14 protein-coding genes are annotated in these 14,319 nt (G+C 59.7%); 12 read left to right on the top strand and 2 right to left on the bottom strand.

Going from position 1 to position 14,319, the window contains the following annotated elements:
• Position 1 precedes the first annotated feature (1 nt).
• The 3 genes from ACYVDM_RS00080 to ACYVDM_RS00070 all read left to right on the top strand — a co-directional run bounded on the left by ACYVDM_RS00080 (position 2) and on the right by ACYVDM_RS00070 (position 2,677).
• Positions 2–925, top strand: coding sequence for a histone deacetylase family protein (locus ACYVDM_RS00080; RefSeq protein WP_415790869.1), 924 nt, complete (start codon positions 2–4; stop codon positions 923–925).
• 71 nt (positions 926–996) lie between these two features.
• Positions 997–1,746: an electron transfer flavoprotein subunit beta/FixA family protein gene (locus ACYVDM_RS00075; RefSeq protein ID WP_415790871.1), complete on the top strand. Its 750-nt coding sequence runs from the start codon at positions 997–999 to the stop codon at positions 1,744–1,746.
• Position 1,747: 1 nt separating this feature from the next.
• Entirely contained in the window at positions 1,748–2,677 is a 930-nt protein-coding gene (locus tag ACYVDM_RS00070) for an electron transfer flavoprotein subunit alpha/FixB family protein (protein ID WP_415790873.1), read from the top strand.
• Between the two features lie 45 nt (positions 2,678–2,722).
• Here the strand turns inward: ACYVDM_RS00070 and ACYVDM_RS00065 are convergent, their stop codons facing one another.
• The gene (locus ACYVDM_RS00065; RefSeq protein WP_415790875.1) at positions 2,723–3,697 is read right to left on the bottom strand and encodes a LysR family transcriptional regulator; all 975 of its coding nucleotides are present in this window, start codon (positions 3,695–3,697) and stop codon (positions 2,723–2,725) included.
• A gap of 111 nt (positions 3,698–3,808) precedes the next feature.
• Here ACYVDM_RS00065 and ACYVDM_RS00060 point away from each other — a divergent pair, with 111 nt between their 5' ends.
• From ACYVDM_RS00060 to cysD, 9 genes are all read left to right on the top strand, one after another.
• The gene (locus tag ACYVDM_RS00060) at positions 3,809–5,158 is read left to right on the top strand and encodes an SGNH/GDSL hydrolase family protein (protein ID WP_415790877.1); all 1,350 of its coding nucleotides are present in this window, start codon (positions 3,809–3,811) and stop codon (positions 5,156–5,158) included.
• 48 nt (positions 5,159–5,206) lie between these two features.
• Positions 5,207–7,033 (top strand): acyl-CoA dehydrogenase, encoded by a 1,827-nt coding sequence (locus tag ACYVDM_RS00055; RefSeq protein WP_415790879.1) that lies wholly within the window; start codon positions 5,207–5,209, stop codon positions 7,031–7,033.
• Between the two features lie 151 nt (positions 7,034–7,184).
• Positions 7,185–7,826, top strand: coding sequence for a peroxiredoxin (locus ACYVDM_RS00050; RefSeq protein WP_415790881.1), 642 nt, complete (start codon positions 7,185–7,187; stop codon positions 7,824–7,826).
• A 220-nt stretch (positions 7,827–8,046) separates the two neighbouring features.
• Entirely contained in the window at positions 8,047–9,072 is a 1,026-nt protein-coding gene (locus ACYVDM_RS00045; protein ID WP_415790883.1) for a sulfate ABC transporter substrate-binding protein, read from the top strand.
• Positions 9,073–9,093: 21 nt separating this feature from the next.
• Positions 9,094–9,978, top strand: coding sequence for a sulfate ABC transporter permease subunit CysT (gene cysT, locus ACYVDM_RS00040; RefSeq protein WP_415790885.1), 885 nt, complete (start codon positions 9,094–9,096; stop codon positions 9,976–9,978).
• Complete coding sequence (gene cysW, locus ACYVDM_RS00035; RefSeq protein ID WP_415790886.1) at positions 9,975–10,877, top strand: sulfate ABC transporter permease subunit CysW; 903 nt, start codon at positions 9,975–9,977, stop codon at positions 10,875–10,877. The genes cysT and cysW overlap by 4 nt, the downstream gene beginning before the upstream one ends.
• 13 nt (positions 10,878–10,890) lie before the next feature.
• Positions 10,891–11,952: a sulfate/molybdate ABC transporter ATP-binding protein gene (locus tag ACYVDM_RS00030; RefSeq protein ID WP_415790888.1), complete on the top strand. Its 1,062-nt coding sequence runs from the start codon at positions 10,891–10,893 to the stop codon at positions 11,950–11,952.
• A gap of 2 nt (positions 11,953–11,954) precedes the next feature.
• Positions 11,955–12,707 (top strand): phosphoadenylyl-sulfate reductase, encoded by a 753-nt coding sequence (locus ACYVDM_RS00025; protein ID WP_415790890.1) that lies wholly within the window; start codon positions 11,955–11,957, stop codon positions 12,705–12,707.
• Between the two features lie 9 nt (positions 12,708–12,716).
• A complete protein-coding gene (gene cysD / locus ACYVDM_RS00020; protein ID WP_415790892.1) occupies positions 12,717–13,625 on the top strand; it encodes a sulfate adenylyltransferase subunit CysD in 909 nt (302 codons plus the stop codon).
• Here cysD and ACYVDM_RS00015 read toward each other — a convergent pair.
• The coding region (locus ACYVDM_RS00015) for an RNA-guided endonuclease TnpB family protein (RefSeq protein ID WP_460475289.1) at positions 13,543–14,319 on the bottom strand (777 nt) is incomplete at its 5' end. The two genes, cysD and ACYVDM_RS00015, sit on opposite strands and share 83 nt — an antisense overlap.

Raw genomic sequence — 14,319 nt, 5'->3', positions numbered from 1 at the left:
TATGGAGACCATGTATCTTACCCATCCGTCGTGCAGGCTGCATGAAATGGGCAGTTGGCATCCGGAATGCCCGCAGAGGCTGGATGCGATTTCTGATCAATTATTGGTCAGCGGACTGCTGCCTTTTCTGGCCGAGCGGCAAGCCCCCGCGGCGACACGCGAGGCGATTCTGCGCGTGCACTCCGCGGATTATCTCGATAGTCTGCAGGCCAATACGCCGGCCGAGGGGTACTACCACGTCGATCCCGACACCTTGATGAATCCGCGCTCCTACGACGCGTCCCTGCATGCGGCAGGAGCGGGTATCGCGGCCGTAGACGCGGTGATGCAGGGGCAGGCGGCGAATGCGTTTTGCGCGGTGCGTCCGCCTGGCCATCATGCGCGGTCCGGTCAGGCTATGGGATTTTGTTTTTTGAACAATATCGCGATCGCCGCGCAGCATGCCATGCATGTCTATGGTCTGCAGCGCGTGGCGATCATTGACTTTGACGTGCATCACGGCAACGGTACCGAGGAAACTTTTGCAGGCGACTCGCGCGTGCTGATGTGCAGTTTTTTCCAGCATCCATTTTTTCCGAATAGCGGTGCCACGGATCCCGCCGCCAACATGGTCAATGTTCCGGTTCCTGCCTATACTGACGGGGCGGCGGTGCGTGCCCTGGTGCAAGACAGTTGGCTGCCGCGCCTGGATGCCCATGCGCCAGAGCTGATCCTGATTTCCGCGGGGTTTGATGCACACCGCGAGGATGACATGGGTCAAATGGCACTCGTGGAAGCCGACTACACCTGGATCACAGAACAAGTCGTGCAGATGGCCGAGCGACACGCTCAGGGGCGTATTGTCAGCATGCTCGAGGGCGGTTACAACTTGTCCGCATTGGGTCGTAGCGTGCTGGCGCATTTGCGAGCGCTGACAAAGTTGTAGAATCAACAAATTGTGCAATGCGGGATTGGCTTTTGCCGATCGACTATTTCATAGAGCTAGGAGGCTGCTGGATGAAGGTGCTGGTACCTGTAAAGCGCGTGGTTGACTACAACGTCAAAGTCCGCGTGAAATCGGATCAAACGGGCGTGGATATCGCGAACGTGAAGATGTCCATGAACCCGTTCGACGAAATCGCCGTCGAAGAGGCCACTCGCCTGAAAGAAAAGGGCGGGGCCACCGAGGTGATCGCCGTGTCTTGCGGCGTGGCACAGTGCCAGGAAACCCTGCGCACCGCCATGGCCATCGGCGCTGATCGCGGCATTCTGGTGCAGACCGACGCTGAGTTGCAGCCCCTGGCCGTGGCCAAGCTGCTCAAGGGCCTGGTCGACAAGGAACAGCCGGAACTGGTGATCCTGGGCAAGCAAGCCATCGATGACGACGCCAACCAAACTGGCCAGATGCTGGCCGCGCTGCTCGACTGGCCGCAAGCCACGTTCGCCAGCAAGGTTGAGGTCGCTGACGGCAGCGTCACGGTGACCCGTGAAGTCGACGGCGGCCTGGAAACGATCAAGCTCAAGTTGCCGGCCATCGTGACCACCGATTTGCGCCTGAACGAGCCGCGCTACGTCACGCTGCCCAACATCATGAAGGCCAAGAAAAAGCAGCTCGATACCGTCAGCCCCGAAGATCTGGGTGTCGATCCCGCTCCGCGCCTCAAGACGCTGAAAGTCACCGAACCGCCTGCCCGCAAGGCCGGTATCAAGGTGGCCGACGTGGCTGCGTTGGTCGACAAACTCAAGAACGAAGCGAAGGTGGTCTAAGATGACGACGTTGGTTATTGCCGAACACGACAACGCCCAACTCAAGGGCGCCACCCTGAACACCATTGCCGCTGCAGCCAAGCTCGGTGGCGATGTCCACGTGCTGGTTGCCGGCAGCAACGCCCAGGCTGTGGCTGACCAGGCGGCACAAGCCGCTGGCGTGGCCAAGGTCCTGCTGGCCGACGCGCCGCACTTGGCCGATGGGTTGGCCGAGAACCTGGCGGCCCAGGTGCTGGCCGTGGCCTCAGACTACAGCCACATCTTGTTCCCGGCGACGGCCTCGGGCAAGAACGTGGCCCCGCGCGTGGCTGCCAAGCTCGACGTGGCCCAGATCTCCGACATCATCGGGGTCGAGTCCGCGGACACCTTCCAGCGCCCGATCTACGCGGGTAATGCCATTGCGACGGTGCAATCCGCCGATGCCGTCAAGGTCATCACCGTGCGTACCACGGGCTTTGACGCGGTCGGGGCCACGGGTGGTTCGGCCGCTGTCGACAAGCTGGACGCGGTGGCCGATTCGGGTCTCTCGTCGTTCGTCGGTCGCGAGGTCGCCAAGAGCGATCGTCCCGAGCTGGCCGGTGCACGCGTTGTCGTGTCTGGTGGCCGTGGCTTGGGCAGTGCTGAAAACTTCAAGCTCCTGGATCCTTTGGCTGACAAGCTCGGCGCCGCCCTGGGTGCCTCGCGCGCCGCGGTCGACGCGGGCTATGCGCCCAACGACTGGCAGGTCGGTCAGACCGGCAAGATCGTGGCCCCGCAACTGTACGTGGCGGTGGGTATCTCGGGTGCTATCCAGCACTTGGCCGGCATGAAGGACTCCAAGGTCATCGTGGCCATCAACAAAGACCCCGAAGCGCCGATCTTTGGCGTAGCCGACTATGGCCTGGTGGGCGATTTGTTTACGGTGGTACCTGAGCTGACCAGCGCGCTGTAAGTACTCAACGCGCTACAACGGGTGTGTAAGCCGGCTTTTGCCGGTTTACACACCCGTTTTTCTTGGAGCCGTCGCGTGCGAGCCACTGAGCGGGGACTTTGATTCCGACCCGGCTTGGCTGATATCGACGCGCTCGACGAGAAAGTCCAGGAACGCCCGTACGCGTTGCGGCATGAGTCCGCCGTGACCAACATAGACGGCATGCACTTCCTCCAAGATACCCGGATTGGCGTCTTCCATGACTGCTTGTAGCCGACCCGCCGCGAGATCACTGCGCACCTGAAAGGCCGCCAATCGAGCCAGACCCAGTCCGCCTAGCGCCAGGCGATGTAGCGCATCGCCATCACTGGCCTGGGCATTGCCGGTCACGGGTATCACGATGTCCTCGTCGCCGTGCCTTAGCGGCCAGCCGGGTTGAGCGCGCACGTACGTTGCACCCAGACGGTTGTGTGCCAGCAGTTCCTGCGGCGTGCGCGGTGTGCCGTGTCGTGCCAGGTAGTCGGGTGCACCCACAATAACCATACGTGTGGCACCGAGCTTTCGTGCCATCAAGTTCGAATCTTTCATCGGGCCGGCACGCACTGCTACGTCAGTGCGCTGTTCCAGGATGTCTATGACTTCGTCCGTCAGCATGATATCCAGCGTGACGTCCGGGTGGCGCGCCAGGAACTCGGGTACCAGGGGCAACAAGAAACTGTGCCCGAACGGGACATTGGCATTGACGCGAAGCCGGCCACGTGGCGCGGTGTGTTCGCCGGCGCAGCGTTCGGCCTCGTCCAGGTCGGACAGGATGCGCACACCGCGTTCATAGAAAACGCAACCTTCGGGCGTGAGTTGCAGTTGCCGGGTGGATCGATGTATCAGGCGTGTGCCCAGGCGTTGTTCCAGGCGGGCGACCAGCTTGCTCACGGCCGAGGGTGTCATGTCGCAAACGCGAGCGGCGGCAGAGAAGCCGCCCAGTTCGATCACGCGCACGAAGACCTCTAGCTCGCGAGATCGGTTGACTTCCATTCGGGCCATGTCTGCCTCTTCGGTGAGTTCAATTCATAAATGAATTTCGTGCAGCTAGTCTATTCCAAATTGGGTTTTGAATTCATGATTCGGTGTCATTTGGATTTTGAATTCACTACTATGAAACTGCCGAACCCATCCATTCAAAACATCATCGCCACCGCGTTGTCAGCCTTGATCCTCTCGGTGGGCATGCTGTCTATGTCGCCCGCGCTGAGCGCTCAGGCGGTCTCCGTAACACCATGGGTGGCGACTTGGCAGGCTAGCCCTCAGCCGGTCTGGGGACCGGATTTCCTCTTCCCGGCCAACGTGCCTGCCGAGTTGTTCAATCAGACGGTCCGTCAGGTCGCGCGCGTCAGCCTGGGTGGGCCGCGCCTGCGTATCGTGTTATCCAATACGTACGGCCGGCAGCCGCTCGTCGTGGGCAAGGCTACGGTGGCGCGTCCTCAGGAGGGTGATGAAGGCGCGGTCGTTGCCGATAGCGTGCGCATGGTGACCTTTGGCGGGCACGCTACCGCCACGATCCCGCCCGGCGCATCGCTGGTCAGCGACCCGGTGGCATTGTCGATGGCTGTGCTGGAACAGCTCGTGGTGAGTCTCTATCTGCCGCAAAGAACACCTTTGCAGACTTTCCACTGGGATGGTCGGCAAACGGCCTGGATCGTCCCTGGAGACCAGACGGCCGTCGCGGCACTCAAGAAACAAGACAGTGAAGCACAGGTCACGACCGCTCGCGCGTTGCTGTCGGGAATCCAGGTCGAGGCCGGGGAGGCCGCGGGCGCAGTCGTGGTGATGGGTGACTCCATTACGGACGGTGCCGAGGCGAGCCTGGATCAAGACCATCGCTGGACCGATTTCCTGGCTGCGCGCCTGGCGCCGCGTGGCGTGGCCGTCGTCAATGCGGGTATTTCCGGGGCGCGACTGCTCTCGGACGGCATGGGGGTCAATGCATTGGCGCGCCTGAATAATGATGTGCTGACGCAACCGGGTGTAGAGAGCGTGATCGTCATGCTCGGCATCAACGACATTTCCTGGCCGGGCACCGCTTTTGCACGAGAAGCACAGCGCCCCACACTGGAGGCGCTTACGGCGGGTTACCGTCAGTTGATTGCACAGGGCCACAGCCGCGGCATTCGTGTCATTGGCGCGACCCTTACGCCATTCGAGGGCGCACTGCCTGGTACCCCGCTGGCCGACTACTATCATCCCGACAAGGATGCGCTGCGTCGGCAGGTGAATGATTGGATACGGCACAGTGGTGCGTTCGATGCCGTCATCGATTTGGATGCGCATCTGCGCAACCCCCAGCACCCCGCACGCATCGACTCTCGTTACGATTCCGGCGACCATTTGCATCCCGGCGATGAGGGCAACCGCGCGATGGCCGATGCCGTCGATCTGGAGGTCTTGCTGCCCGGCGGTGCAGAACTCGACACTGAGTTCACCCGCAACGAGGGTGTCAAAGGTTAAGATTGGCCTGATAGAGCACAGCAACCGCCAATCGATTCTGGAGACCCCATGTCCTACGTCACCCCATTGCGGGATTTTCGTTTCACGCTTAATTCGCTGGCCGGTCTGGACGAAATCCTGAAGCTGCCAGGTTTTGAAGAGGTCACTCCTGACCTGGTGGACGCGATTCTGGATGAAAACGCGCGTTTTGCAGAGCAGGCGATTGCGCCGCTGAATGTGCCGGGTGATACACAACCGCCTCAATGGAACGACGGACAGGTCACCACCACCCCAGGATTCAAACAGGGGTTTGCCGACTATGCGGCAAGTGGCTGGCAGGGGCTGCAACACCCGCCGCAATGGGGCGGGCAGGGATTGCCTAAATTGGTGGCGTGCGCGCCTTGTGAAAACCTTCAGGCGGCCAGTTTGGCATTTTCGTTGTGTCCGATGTTGACCGACGGCGTGATCGAGGCACTATTGACGGTGGGCTCCGATGCGCAGCGCCAGACGTATGTGCCCAATCTGATTTCCGGCAAGTGGACGGGCACCATGAACTTGACCGAGTCACAGGCCGGCTCGGATCTGGCTCAGGTGACCACCCGTGCGGTACCGCAGAGCGATGGCACCTATCGTTTGAGCGGGCAGAAGATTTTTATCACCTACGGCGATCATGACCTGGCCGAGAACATTATTCATTTGGTGTTGGCTCGCACGCCTGACGCCCCGGCGGGGGTCAAGGGCATCTCGCTATTTATTGTCCCGAAATTCCTGGTCAACGAGGACGGCAGTCTCGGGGCGCGCAACGACGTCTGGTGCGCGTCGCTCGAACACAAACTCGGTATTCATGGCAGCCCCACGGCCGTTCTGCTCTATGGATCAGGCAAGGGCGAGGCCGGTGAGGGCGCGGTTGGCTACCTGGTGGGCGAGGCCAACCGCGGCCTGGAGTATATGTTCATCATGATGAACGCCGCGCGTTTCGGGGTCGGCCAACAGGGTATCGGGATATCGGAACGCGCCTATCAGCACGCGTTGGCGTACGCACAAGAGCGTATCCAGGGTCGGGCGATCGAGGGATCGGCCGGGCCGGTGGCGATCGTGAATCATCCCGATGTGCAGCGCATGCTGTTGACGATGCGCGGTTTGACCGAGGCGGCGCGGGCCGTGTCGTTTGTGGCGGCAGCGGCGCATGACAAGGGCACGCATCATCCCGATGCCGCCGTGAGGTCGCGCAACCGCGCTTTTTACGAATACTTGGTGCCTATCGTGAAAGGCTTTTCAACGGAGTCTGCGGTCGAGGTGGCGTCGTTGGGCGTGCAGGTGCATGGAGGGATGGGTTTTATCGAGGAAACCGGTGCCGCGCAGTATTACCGCGACGCCCGAATTCTGCCGATTTACGAAGGAACGACGGCGATTCAGGCTAACGATCTGGTGGGGCGTAAAACCCTGCGTGATGGGGGGGCGACAGCCTATGCCTGCATCGCCGCCATGCGCGATACGCTACAGACCCTGCACACTGTCGCCGCGCGTGCCGAGCCCAGTGATCGTGCCGGGCTGAATCTGCTGCGTGACAACCTGGATCTGGGTATTCAGGCCTATGAGGCTGCAGTGGCTTTCATTTTGCAGCATGCACAATCGAATATTCGCGCTGTCTTTGCCGGCAGCGTGCCCTATTTGATGTTGGCGGGTATTGTGCACGGCGGCTGGCAAATGGCTCGTGCTGCGCTGGTGTGCCAACAGAAATTGACCGAGGGGACGACCGATCCTTTCTATCGCAGCAAGCTGTCTACGGCCCTGTTTTATGGTGCACAGATCTTGCCGCGTGCATTGGCTTTGTCGTCGTCGGTTCGTGCGGGTGACGTGGCCGATAGTTGCGCCGCACAATCCAATATTGCATAAAGTTATTAAACATATGCAACAAACGTATTTCCAGTGATACGCATTTGATGTAAGAATCATCGGGCATGATCTCGTTATTAGCCCGAGATTTCCCTCGCTAACCGCTAGCTCCTTGCCGGGCTGGCGTTGCTAACCGCCACGGAGACCTTCCATGACCCAACTTCGTCTGGGCGATACCGCCCCGGATTTCGAGCAAAAAACGTCCATCGGCCCGATCCGCTTTCATGAGTATCTGGGAGATAGCTGGGGCGTGCTGTTTTCGCACCCGGCCGATTTCACGCCCGTTTGCACGACCGAGCTCGGTTACACCGCCAAATTGGCCGATGAGTTTGCCAAGCGCAATGTCAAGGTGCTGGCCGTCTCGGTTGACGATGTCGACTCGCACACCAAGTGGATCGACGATATCAACGACACACAATCCACGCAGGTGAATTTCCCCATTATTGCGGATGATGATCGCAAGGTGGCCGAGCTGTACGACATGATTCACCCGAACGCCAGCGCGACTGTGACCGTGCGCTCGGTATTTGTGATCGATCCGGCCAAGAAAGTCCGTTTGATCATCACCTATCCAGCCAGCACGGGGCGTAATTTCAACGAAATCCTGCGCGTGATCGACTCGCTGCAACTGACCGATAGCCACAGCGTGGCAACGCCGGCCAACTGGGAAGACGGCGACGACGTCATCATCGTGCCGTCCTTGCAGGACGAGGCGGTGATCCAGCAAAAATTCCCCAAAGGCTACAAAGCCGTACGCCCCTACCTGCGTATTACGCCCCAACCGAATAAGTAAATTACCCGTGGTGTGGGTGAGGCGCATTGCGCCTGGCTCACATCAGGTGCCGCTTGCGCGCCCTATCTTATTGATAGAGCGCGCTTTTTTTTGCATCTTGTTCGTGCGCCGCCTTGTTCTTTATTTCTAATCGCGATGAGCAATCAAAAAATGATTCGTTTAATTTAGGTCTTTCCGCCTGCACACTTGCATCCACTGTCTACCTGTTTGGGATGTGAAGATGCTGCACAAGAAAAAAATCTGGACGGCCTTGGCCGCGGTCGCCGCGACCTTTATCTTGGGATTACCCGCTCAGGCACAAGAAAAACAAACGCTGCTGAACGTCTCGTACGACCCGACGCGTGAACTGTATCGCGAGGTGGATGAGGCCTTCGTCAAGGCTTATCAGGATAAGACCGGTGTGGCGCTGACGGTTCGTCAATCGCACGGTGGTTCGGGCAAGCAGGCGCGGTCGGTGATCGACGGCCTGGATGCCGATGTGGTGACGCTGGCGCTGGCCTACGATATCGACGCGATTGCCGAACGCGGTTTATTGCCCAAGGACTGGCAAGCCCGCTTGCCGCTCAATAGCTCGCCCTATACCTCGACCATCGTATTCCTGGTGCGCAAGGGCAATCCCAAGCAGATTCATGATTGGGATGATCTGATCAAAGACGGCATCGAGGTCATCACGCCCAACCCCAAAACGTCGGGGGGCGCACGCTGGAATTACCTGGCTGCCTGGGCGTATGCATTGGAGAAAAACGGGGGCGATGAGTCCAAGGCCAAAGCCTTTGTCGGAGAGCTCTACAAGCACGTTCCGGTGTTGGATACGGGTGCCCGCGGCTCCACGACGACCTTTGTCGAGCGCGAGGTTGGTGATGTGTTGCTGGCCTGGGAAAACGAAGCGTTCCTGGCGCTGAAAGAGTTGGGGCCGGACGAGTTCGACATTGTGGTGCCGTCCTTGTCGATTTTGGCCCAGCCGCCTGTTGCTGTCGTAGACAAGAACGTGGATCGCAAAGGCACACGTGCTGCCGCGCAGGCCTATCTGGAGTTTCTCTACACGCCGCAAGCGCAAGAAATTATCGCTCGCAATTTCTACCGCCCGACCGACAAACAAGTGGCCGAGAAGTTTGCTGATCAGTTTCCCAAAGTGAAACTCGTTCAGATAGATGATGCCATCTTCGGGGGCTGGCAAAAGGCGCAGAAAACGCACTTCAGCGACGGGGGGACGTTTGACCAGATCTACCTGCCCGGCGGCAAATAGGCGAGACAGCAGGATGCAATCATGAGTTCAGCGATGATGGCGGCCCCAGGTGCGCAAACACCCGTCGGCCGGCAGCGTAAACGGCCCGGCGTTCTGCCGGGTTTCGGTATTTCTATGGGCTTTACGGTGTTTTACCTGAGCCTGTTGGTGTTGGTGCCGCTGGCGATGCTGCCATTGAAAAGCGCGAGCTTGGGATGGGACGGATTCTGGCGCGTTGTGAGCGCGCCTCAGGCGGTGTATTCATACCAGTTGACCTTTGGCACGGCCTTGATCGCCGCCCTGGTGAATCTGGTGTTCGGCATGTTGGTGGCATGGGTGTTGGTGCGCTATCAGTTCCCCGGCAAGAAAGTGGTCGATGCGATGGTCGATTTACCCTTTGCATTGCCGACGGCCGTGGCAGGGATTGCGCTGACCGCGTTGTATGCCAAGAACGGTTGGTTGGGCGGACCGCTGAATGACTGGCTGGGCGTGAAGGTCGCCTTTACCCCGCTGGGCATTATCGTCGCCATGACGTTTATCGGCCTGCCGTTTGTCGTGCGTACGGTGCAGCCCGTGCTGGAAGACATCGAACGCGAGATCGAAGAGGCCGCGGCCAGCCTGGGCGCCGACCGATGGGAAACCTTGCGTCGCGTCCTGTTTCCCACCATCACGCCGGCTCTGTTGACGGGCTTTGCCATGGCGTTTGCGCGGGCGATTGGAGAGTATGGATCCGTGGTGTTCATCGCGGGCAACCGGCCGATGATGACGCAAATCACACCCTTGCTGATCATGTCCAAGCTGGAGCAATTCGATTACGTGGGCGCCGCGGCGATCGCCACGGTGATGCTTGCAATCTCGTTTGTCATGCTGCTGCTTATTAATTTACTGCAGGGCTGGCAGGCCCGTCGCGGCAGGAGGTTCGCATGAGTGCAGTGACGAACCGTGCCAACCATCTGACCGAGCCCCGTTGGGTACGCGGCGTACTGTTGACGCTGGCACTGGCATTTCTGGCGTTGTTTCTGCTGCTGCCTTTGATTACGGTATTTGTCGAAGCCTTCAATAAGGGGTGGGCGCTGTATCTCGCGGCGATTACCGAGCCAGATGCCTGGAGCGCAATCAAGCTGACTCTGTGGGTCGCGGCGCTGTCGCTCGTGATGAACCTGATTTTCGGCGTGTCGGCGGCCTGGGCCATTGCAAAGTTCGAGTTCCGGGGCAAGCAGTTCTTGATCACCTTGATCGATCTGCCGTTCTCGGTATCGCCTGTCGTGGCGGGCTTGGTGTTTGTGTTGCTGTTTGGCTCGCAAAGCGGGTTGTGGCCGTGGTTGCAAGTCTACGACCTCAAGATCGTCTATGCCGTGCCCGGCGTTTTGTTGGCGACCTTGTTCGTCACATTCCCGTTCATCGCGCGAGAGTTGATCCCCTTGATGCAAGCGCAAGGCAGCGAGGAAGAACAGGCTGCGTTGACCTTGGGCGCCAACGGTTGGCAGATTTTCTGGCGCGTGACGCTGCCGAATATCAAATGGGGGCTGCTCTACGGGGCGATTCTCTGCAATGCGCGGGCGATGGGCGAGTTTGGCGCGGTCTCGGTGGTGTCCGGTCACGTGCGCGGGCTGACTAATACGCTGACGCTGCATGTGGAAATTCTCTACGGTGAGTATCAGTTTGCCGCCTCATTCGCGGTGGCCTCGTTGTTGGCGTTGCTGGCCCTGGTAACGCTCGTGATCAAAAACGTCGTCGAGTGGCGCAGCGCCCGTCTCGATAGTGCAGATCAACCCATTGAAGCCGCGGGCGCGCCGGTGGTGGTACCGAGGCCGGCGACGGCGTAATGGAGCTCCAGGTATGAGTATCGAAGTCAAGAATCTTTCGCGCCGCTTTGGCGATTTTCGTGCCCTGGACGATGTGTCTTTGCATATCGAAACGGGCGAGCTGGTTGCGTTGCTGGGGCCATCGGGCTGTGGCAAGACGACCTTGCTCCGTATCATCGCGGGCCTGGAAACGGCTGACACCGGAAGCGTGCTCTTTGCGGGTGAAGACGCCACCGAGGTCGACGTGCGTCATCGTCAGGTGGGGTTTGTGTTCCAGCACTATGCGCTCTTTAAGCATATGACGGTGTTTGAAAACGTGGCCTTCGGCCTGCGGGTCAAGCGTCGCGCGTTGCGGCCCAGCGAGGCGCAGATTCGCGCCAAAGTGCATGAGTTGTTGAGCCTGGTCCAGCTTGATTGGTTGGCGGATCGGTATCCCGCCCAACTGTCAGGAGGACAGCGCCAGCGTATTGCGCTTGCGCGAGCCTTGGCCGTAGAGCCTCGGGTGTTGTTGTTGGACGAGCCCTTTGGCGCGCTGGATGCCAAGGTACGCAAGGAACTGCGCCGCTGGTTGCGCCGGCTGCATGACGAACTACACGTCGCCAGCGTCTTTGTGACACATGACCAGGAAGAAGCCCTGGAGGTCGCCGATCGCGTCGTGTTGATGAACGCCGGCCGTATCGAGCAGGTCGGCACGCCGCGCGAGGTGTGGGAGCATCCGGCGACGCCGTTCGTGTATGGATTCCTGGGCGACGTGAATCAAGTCAGCGGCCACGCTACGCGCGGCATTTGGCATGCGCATGGTATTGAGCTGCCCGCGCCTGATCTGGCAAAGGTCGAGAATCAGCAAGCGATCGCCTACGTGCGGCCTCACGAGATTGACGTGGCTCGTGATGATGGGCTGGGGCAGGGGATTCCCGTGCGCTTGAATCATGTGTATCTGGCGGGGCCTAGCGCCTATCTGGAGCTGGAGCGCCAGGACGCCCAGGCCACCATCGAAGCCCAGGTCCCCGAATATCTCTATCGTGAACTCAACTTGAAGGAGGGCGAAAGCCTGCTGGCGCGACCGCGTCGTGCTCGTGTTTTCGCCAATGCGTAACCATGACGACTGTCGATTCCGTTCTCGAACCCGCCGTGGATGTTCTCTGGCAAAGACTCCAAGGCCAATTGGCCGATATTGCTCAACGTTATCCCGACGCCGCGCTGGCCTCGTCTTTGGCCGCGGAGGATATGGTCCTGACGCACGCGATCTACGAGGGCGGTTTTCCGCTAGAGATTTTTACGCTGGATACGGGCCGCCTGCATACCGAGACGCTGGGCATGCAGGACGCCGTGCGTGAACGTTATGGCCGCAGCTTGACGGTCTATCGTCCGGACGCGGCGGCCGTCGATGCGCATGTCAACGCCCATGGTGCGTACGCATTTTATGAAAGCGTGGAATTGCGTAAAGCCTGTTGCCAGATCCGCAAGGTCGACCCGTTAAAGCGCGCCCTGGCGGGACGCGGCGCCTGGATTACGGGACAACGTCGTGCGCAAGCGGCCACACGTGGCGAGTTGCCGGAGGCCGAACACGATCCCGTGTTCGGTTTGTACAAATACAACCCGTTGGCCGCCTGGAGTGAAGAGGATGTCTGGCACGTCATCCGCGCGCTGGGCATCCACTACAACCCGCTGCACGACCAAGGCTATCCCTCGATAGGTTGCGAGCCCTGTACGCGCGCTGTTCGCCCTGGCGAGGATGTGCGGGCAGGGCGTTGGTGGTGGGAATCCTCCGATTCTAAAGAATGCGGCCTGCATGCCGGCAATCGTGTGATTTCGGTGGTCGCGGCGACCGAAAAATCGACTTCTGTTTAAAGGAACATCATGTCCGTCGTTATCAATCGTAGCCACCTGGATTGGCTGGAGTCCGAAGCGATCTACATTTTGCGCGAAGTGGCCGCCGAATGCGCCAAGCCCGTCCTGCTGTTCTCGGGAGGGAAGGATTCGGTCGTGTTGCTGCGGTTGGCCGAAAAGGCCTTTCGTCCGGGCCGCTTTCCGTTTCCGCTGATGCACATCGACACCGGCCACAACTATGACGAGGTGATTGCTTTTCGCGATCAGCGTGCTGCCGAGTTGGGCGAGACGCTGATCGTACGCAGCGTGGAGGACTCGATCCGTCGCGGCAGCGTGGTGTTGCGACGCGAGACGGATTCGCGCAATGCAGCGCAGGCGGTGACGCTGTTGGAGTCTATCGAAGAATTCGGCTTTGACGCGTGTATCGGTGGCGCTCGTCGTGACGAAGAGAAAGCGCGCGCCAAGGAACGTATTTTTTCCTTCCGCGACGAGTTTGGCCAGTGGGATCCCAAAGCGCAGCGTCCCGAGTTGTGGAATCTGTTCAATACCCGTGTGCACCCGGGTGAAAACATGCGTGTCTTTCCGATTTCCAATTGGACCGAACTGGATGTGTGGCAATACATCCAGCGCGAGCAGTTGGCCTTGCCGTCGATTTACTACAGCCATCAACGCGATGTGGTTCGCCGCAAGGGCCTGCTGGTGCCGGTGACGCCTTTGACCCCGCCGCAAGAGGGCGAGCAGATCGAGAATCTATCGGTGCGTTTTCGCACGGTGGGCGATATCTCTTGCACCTGCCCTGTGGCGTCCGACGCTGCAGATCCGCTGGCCATCATTGCCGAGACGGCCGTTACCGACATTACCGAGCGCGGCGCGACGCGCATGGATGACCAGACTTCCGAGGCCTCGATGGAGCGCCGCAAGAAAGAAGGTTATTTCTGAACTGATTATCGGATTTCAACTTGATTGCTCCCTTCCCTAAAGGGAAAGGGATTCCCACTTCACCGAACCGAGCCATTTGCGCATCAACACTCATGCACTCAGGTCTTACCGTTTCTCCATGGGCTAACACCGCCAGCCCGGCGGCTAATACGTTATGCGCGGCGTTGATGTCACGATCGTGGTCTGTGCCACATTCTGGACAGGACCACTGCCGCACGCTCAACGGCAGCTTAGGTAAAACGTGCCCGCAAGCGTGGCAGCGCTTGCTGGAGGGGTACCAGCGATCCACCCGCACGACGTCTCGTCCGACCCAACGCGCTTTGTATTCAAGCTGTCTCACGAACTCAGCCCACCCGGCATCTCCGATGGATTTAGCCAGACAGCGGTTTTTCTGCATGTTGGACACAGACAAGCTTTCTACGGCGATCACTTGGTTTTCGTGGATCAACCGGGTAGAAAGCTGGTGCAGGAAATCCCTGCGGATGTCTGCGATCTTTGCATGCAGTTTGGCGACTTTTAGCCTCGCCTTGGCACGGCGAGCCGATCCGCGATGTTTCCTGGCCAAGCGACGTTGCAGCTTGGCTAGCTTCGCCTCGTGTTGTCGAAAGACCTGTGGCGCATCGACTTTTTCTCCTGTTGAGAGGGTCGCAAAATGAGACAGCCCCAGATCGATCCCGACACAGCTCGACGCCGG

The organism is Bordetella tumulicola, assembly GCF_054779135.1.
Note: the sequence above shows the minus strand (reverse complement) of the source record. Positions and strands in the feature narration are given on the sequence as shown.

Bases quoted from the DNA above. Each gene is read 5' to 3' on its own strand.
- cysT (WP_415790885.1), top strand. From the start codon at position 9,094: ATGAGTTCAGCGATGATGGCGGCCCCAGGTGCGCAAACACCCGTCGGC.
- ACYVDM_RS00030 (WP_415790888.1), top strand. From the start codon at position 10,891: ATGAGTATCGAAGTCAAGAATCTTTCGCGCCGCTTTGGCGATTTTCGT.
- ACYVDM_RS00025 (WP_415790890.1), top strand. From the start codon at position 11,955: ATGACGACTGTCGATTCCGTTCTCGAACCCGCCGTGGATGTTCTCTGG.
- ACYVDM_RS00080 (WP_415790869.1), top strand. From the start codon at position 2: ATGGAGACCATGTATCTTACCCATCCGTCGTGCAGGCTGCATGAAATG.
- ACYVDM_RS00075 (WP_415790871.1), top strand. From the start codon at position 997: ATGAAGGTGCTGGTACCTGTAAAGCGCGTGGTTGACTACAACGTCAAA.
- ACYVDM_RS00065 (WP_415790875.1), bottom strand. From the start codon at position 3,697: ATGGCCCGAATGGAAGTCAACCGATCTCGCGAGCTAGAGGTCTTCGTG.
- ACYVDM_RS00070 (WP_415790873.1), top strand. From the start codon at position 1,748: ATGACGACGTTGGTTATTGCCGAACACGACAACGCCCAACTCAAGGGC.
- ACYVDM_RS00050 (WP_415790881.1), top strand. From the start codon at position 7,185: ATGACCCAACTTCGTCTGGGCGATACCGCCCCGGATTTCGAGCAAAAA.
- ACYVDM_RS00055 (WP_415790879.1), top strand. From the start codon at position 5,207: ATGTCCTACGTCACCCCATTGCGGGATTTTCGTTTCACGCTTAATTCG.
- ACYVDM_RS00045 (WP_415790883.1), top strand. From the start codon at position 8,047: ATGCTGCACAAGAAAAAAATCTGGACGGCCTTGGCCGCGGTCGCCGCG.
- ACYVDM_RS00060 (WP_415790877.1), top strand. From the start codon at position 3,809: ATGAAACTGCCGAACCCATCCATTCAAAACATCATCGCCACCGCGTTG.
- cysD (WP_415790892.1), top strand. From the start codon at position 12,717: ATGTCCGTCGTTATCAATCGTAGCCACCTGGATTGGCTGGAGTCCGAA.
- cysW (WP_415790886.1), top strand. From the start codon at position 9,975: ATGAGTGCAGTGACGAACCGTGCCAACCATCTGACCGAGCCCCGTTGG.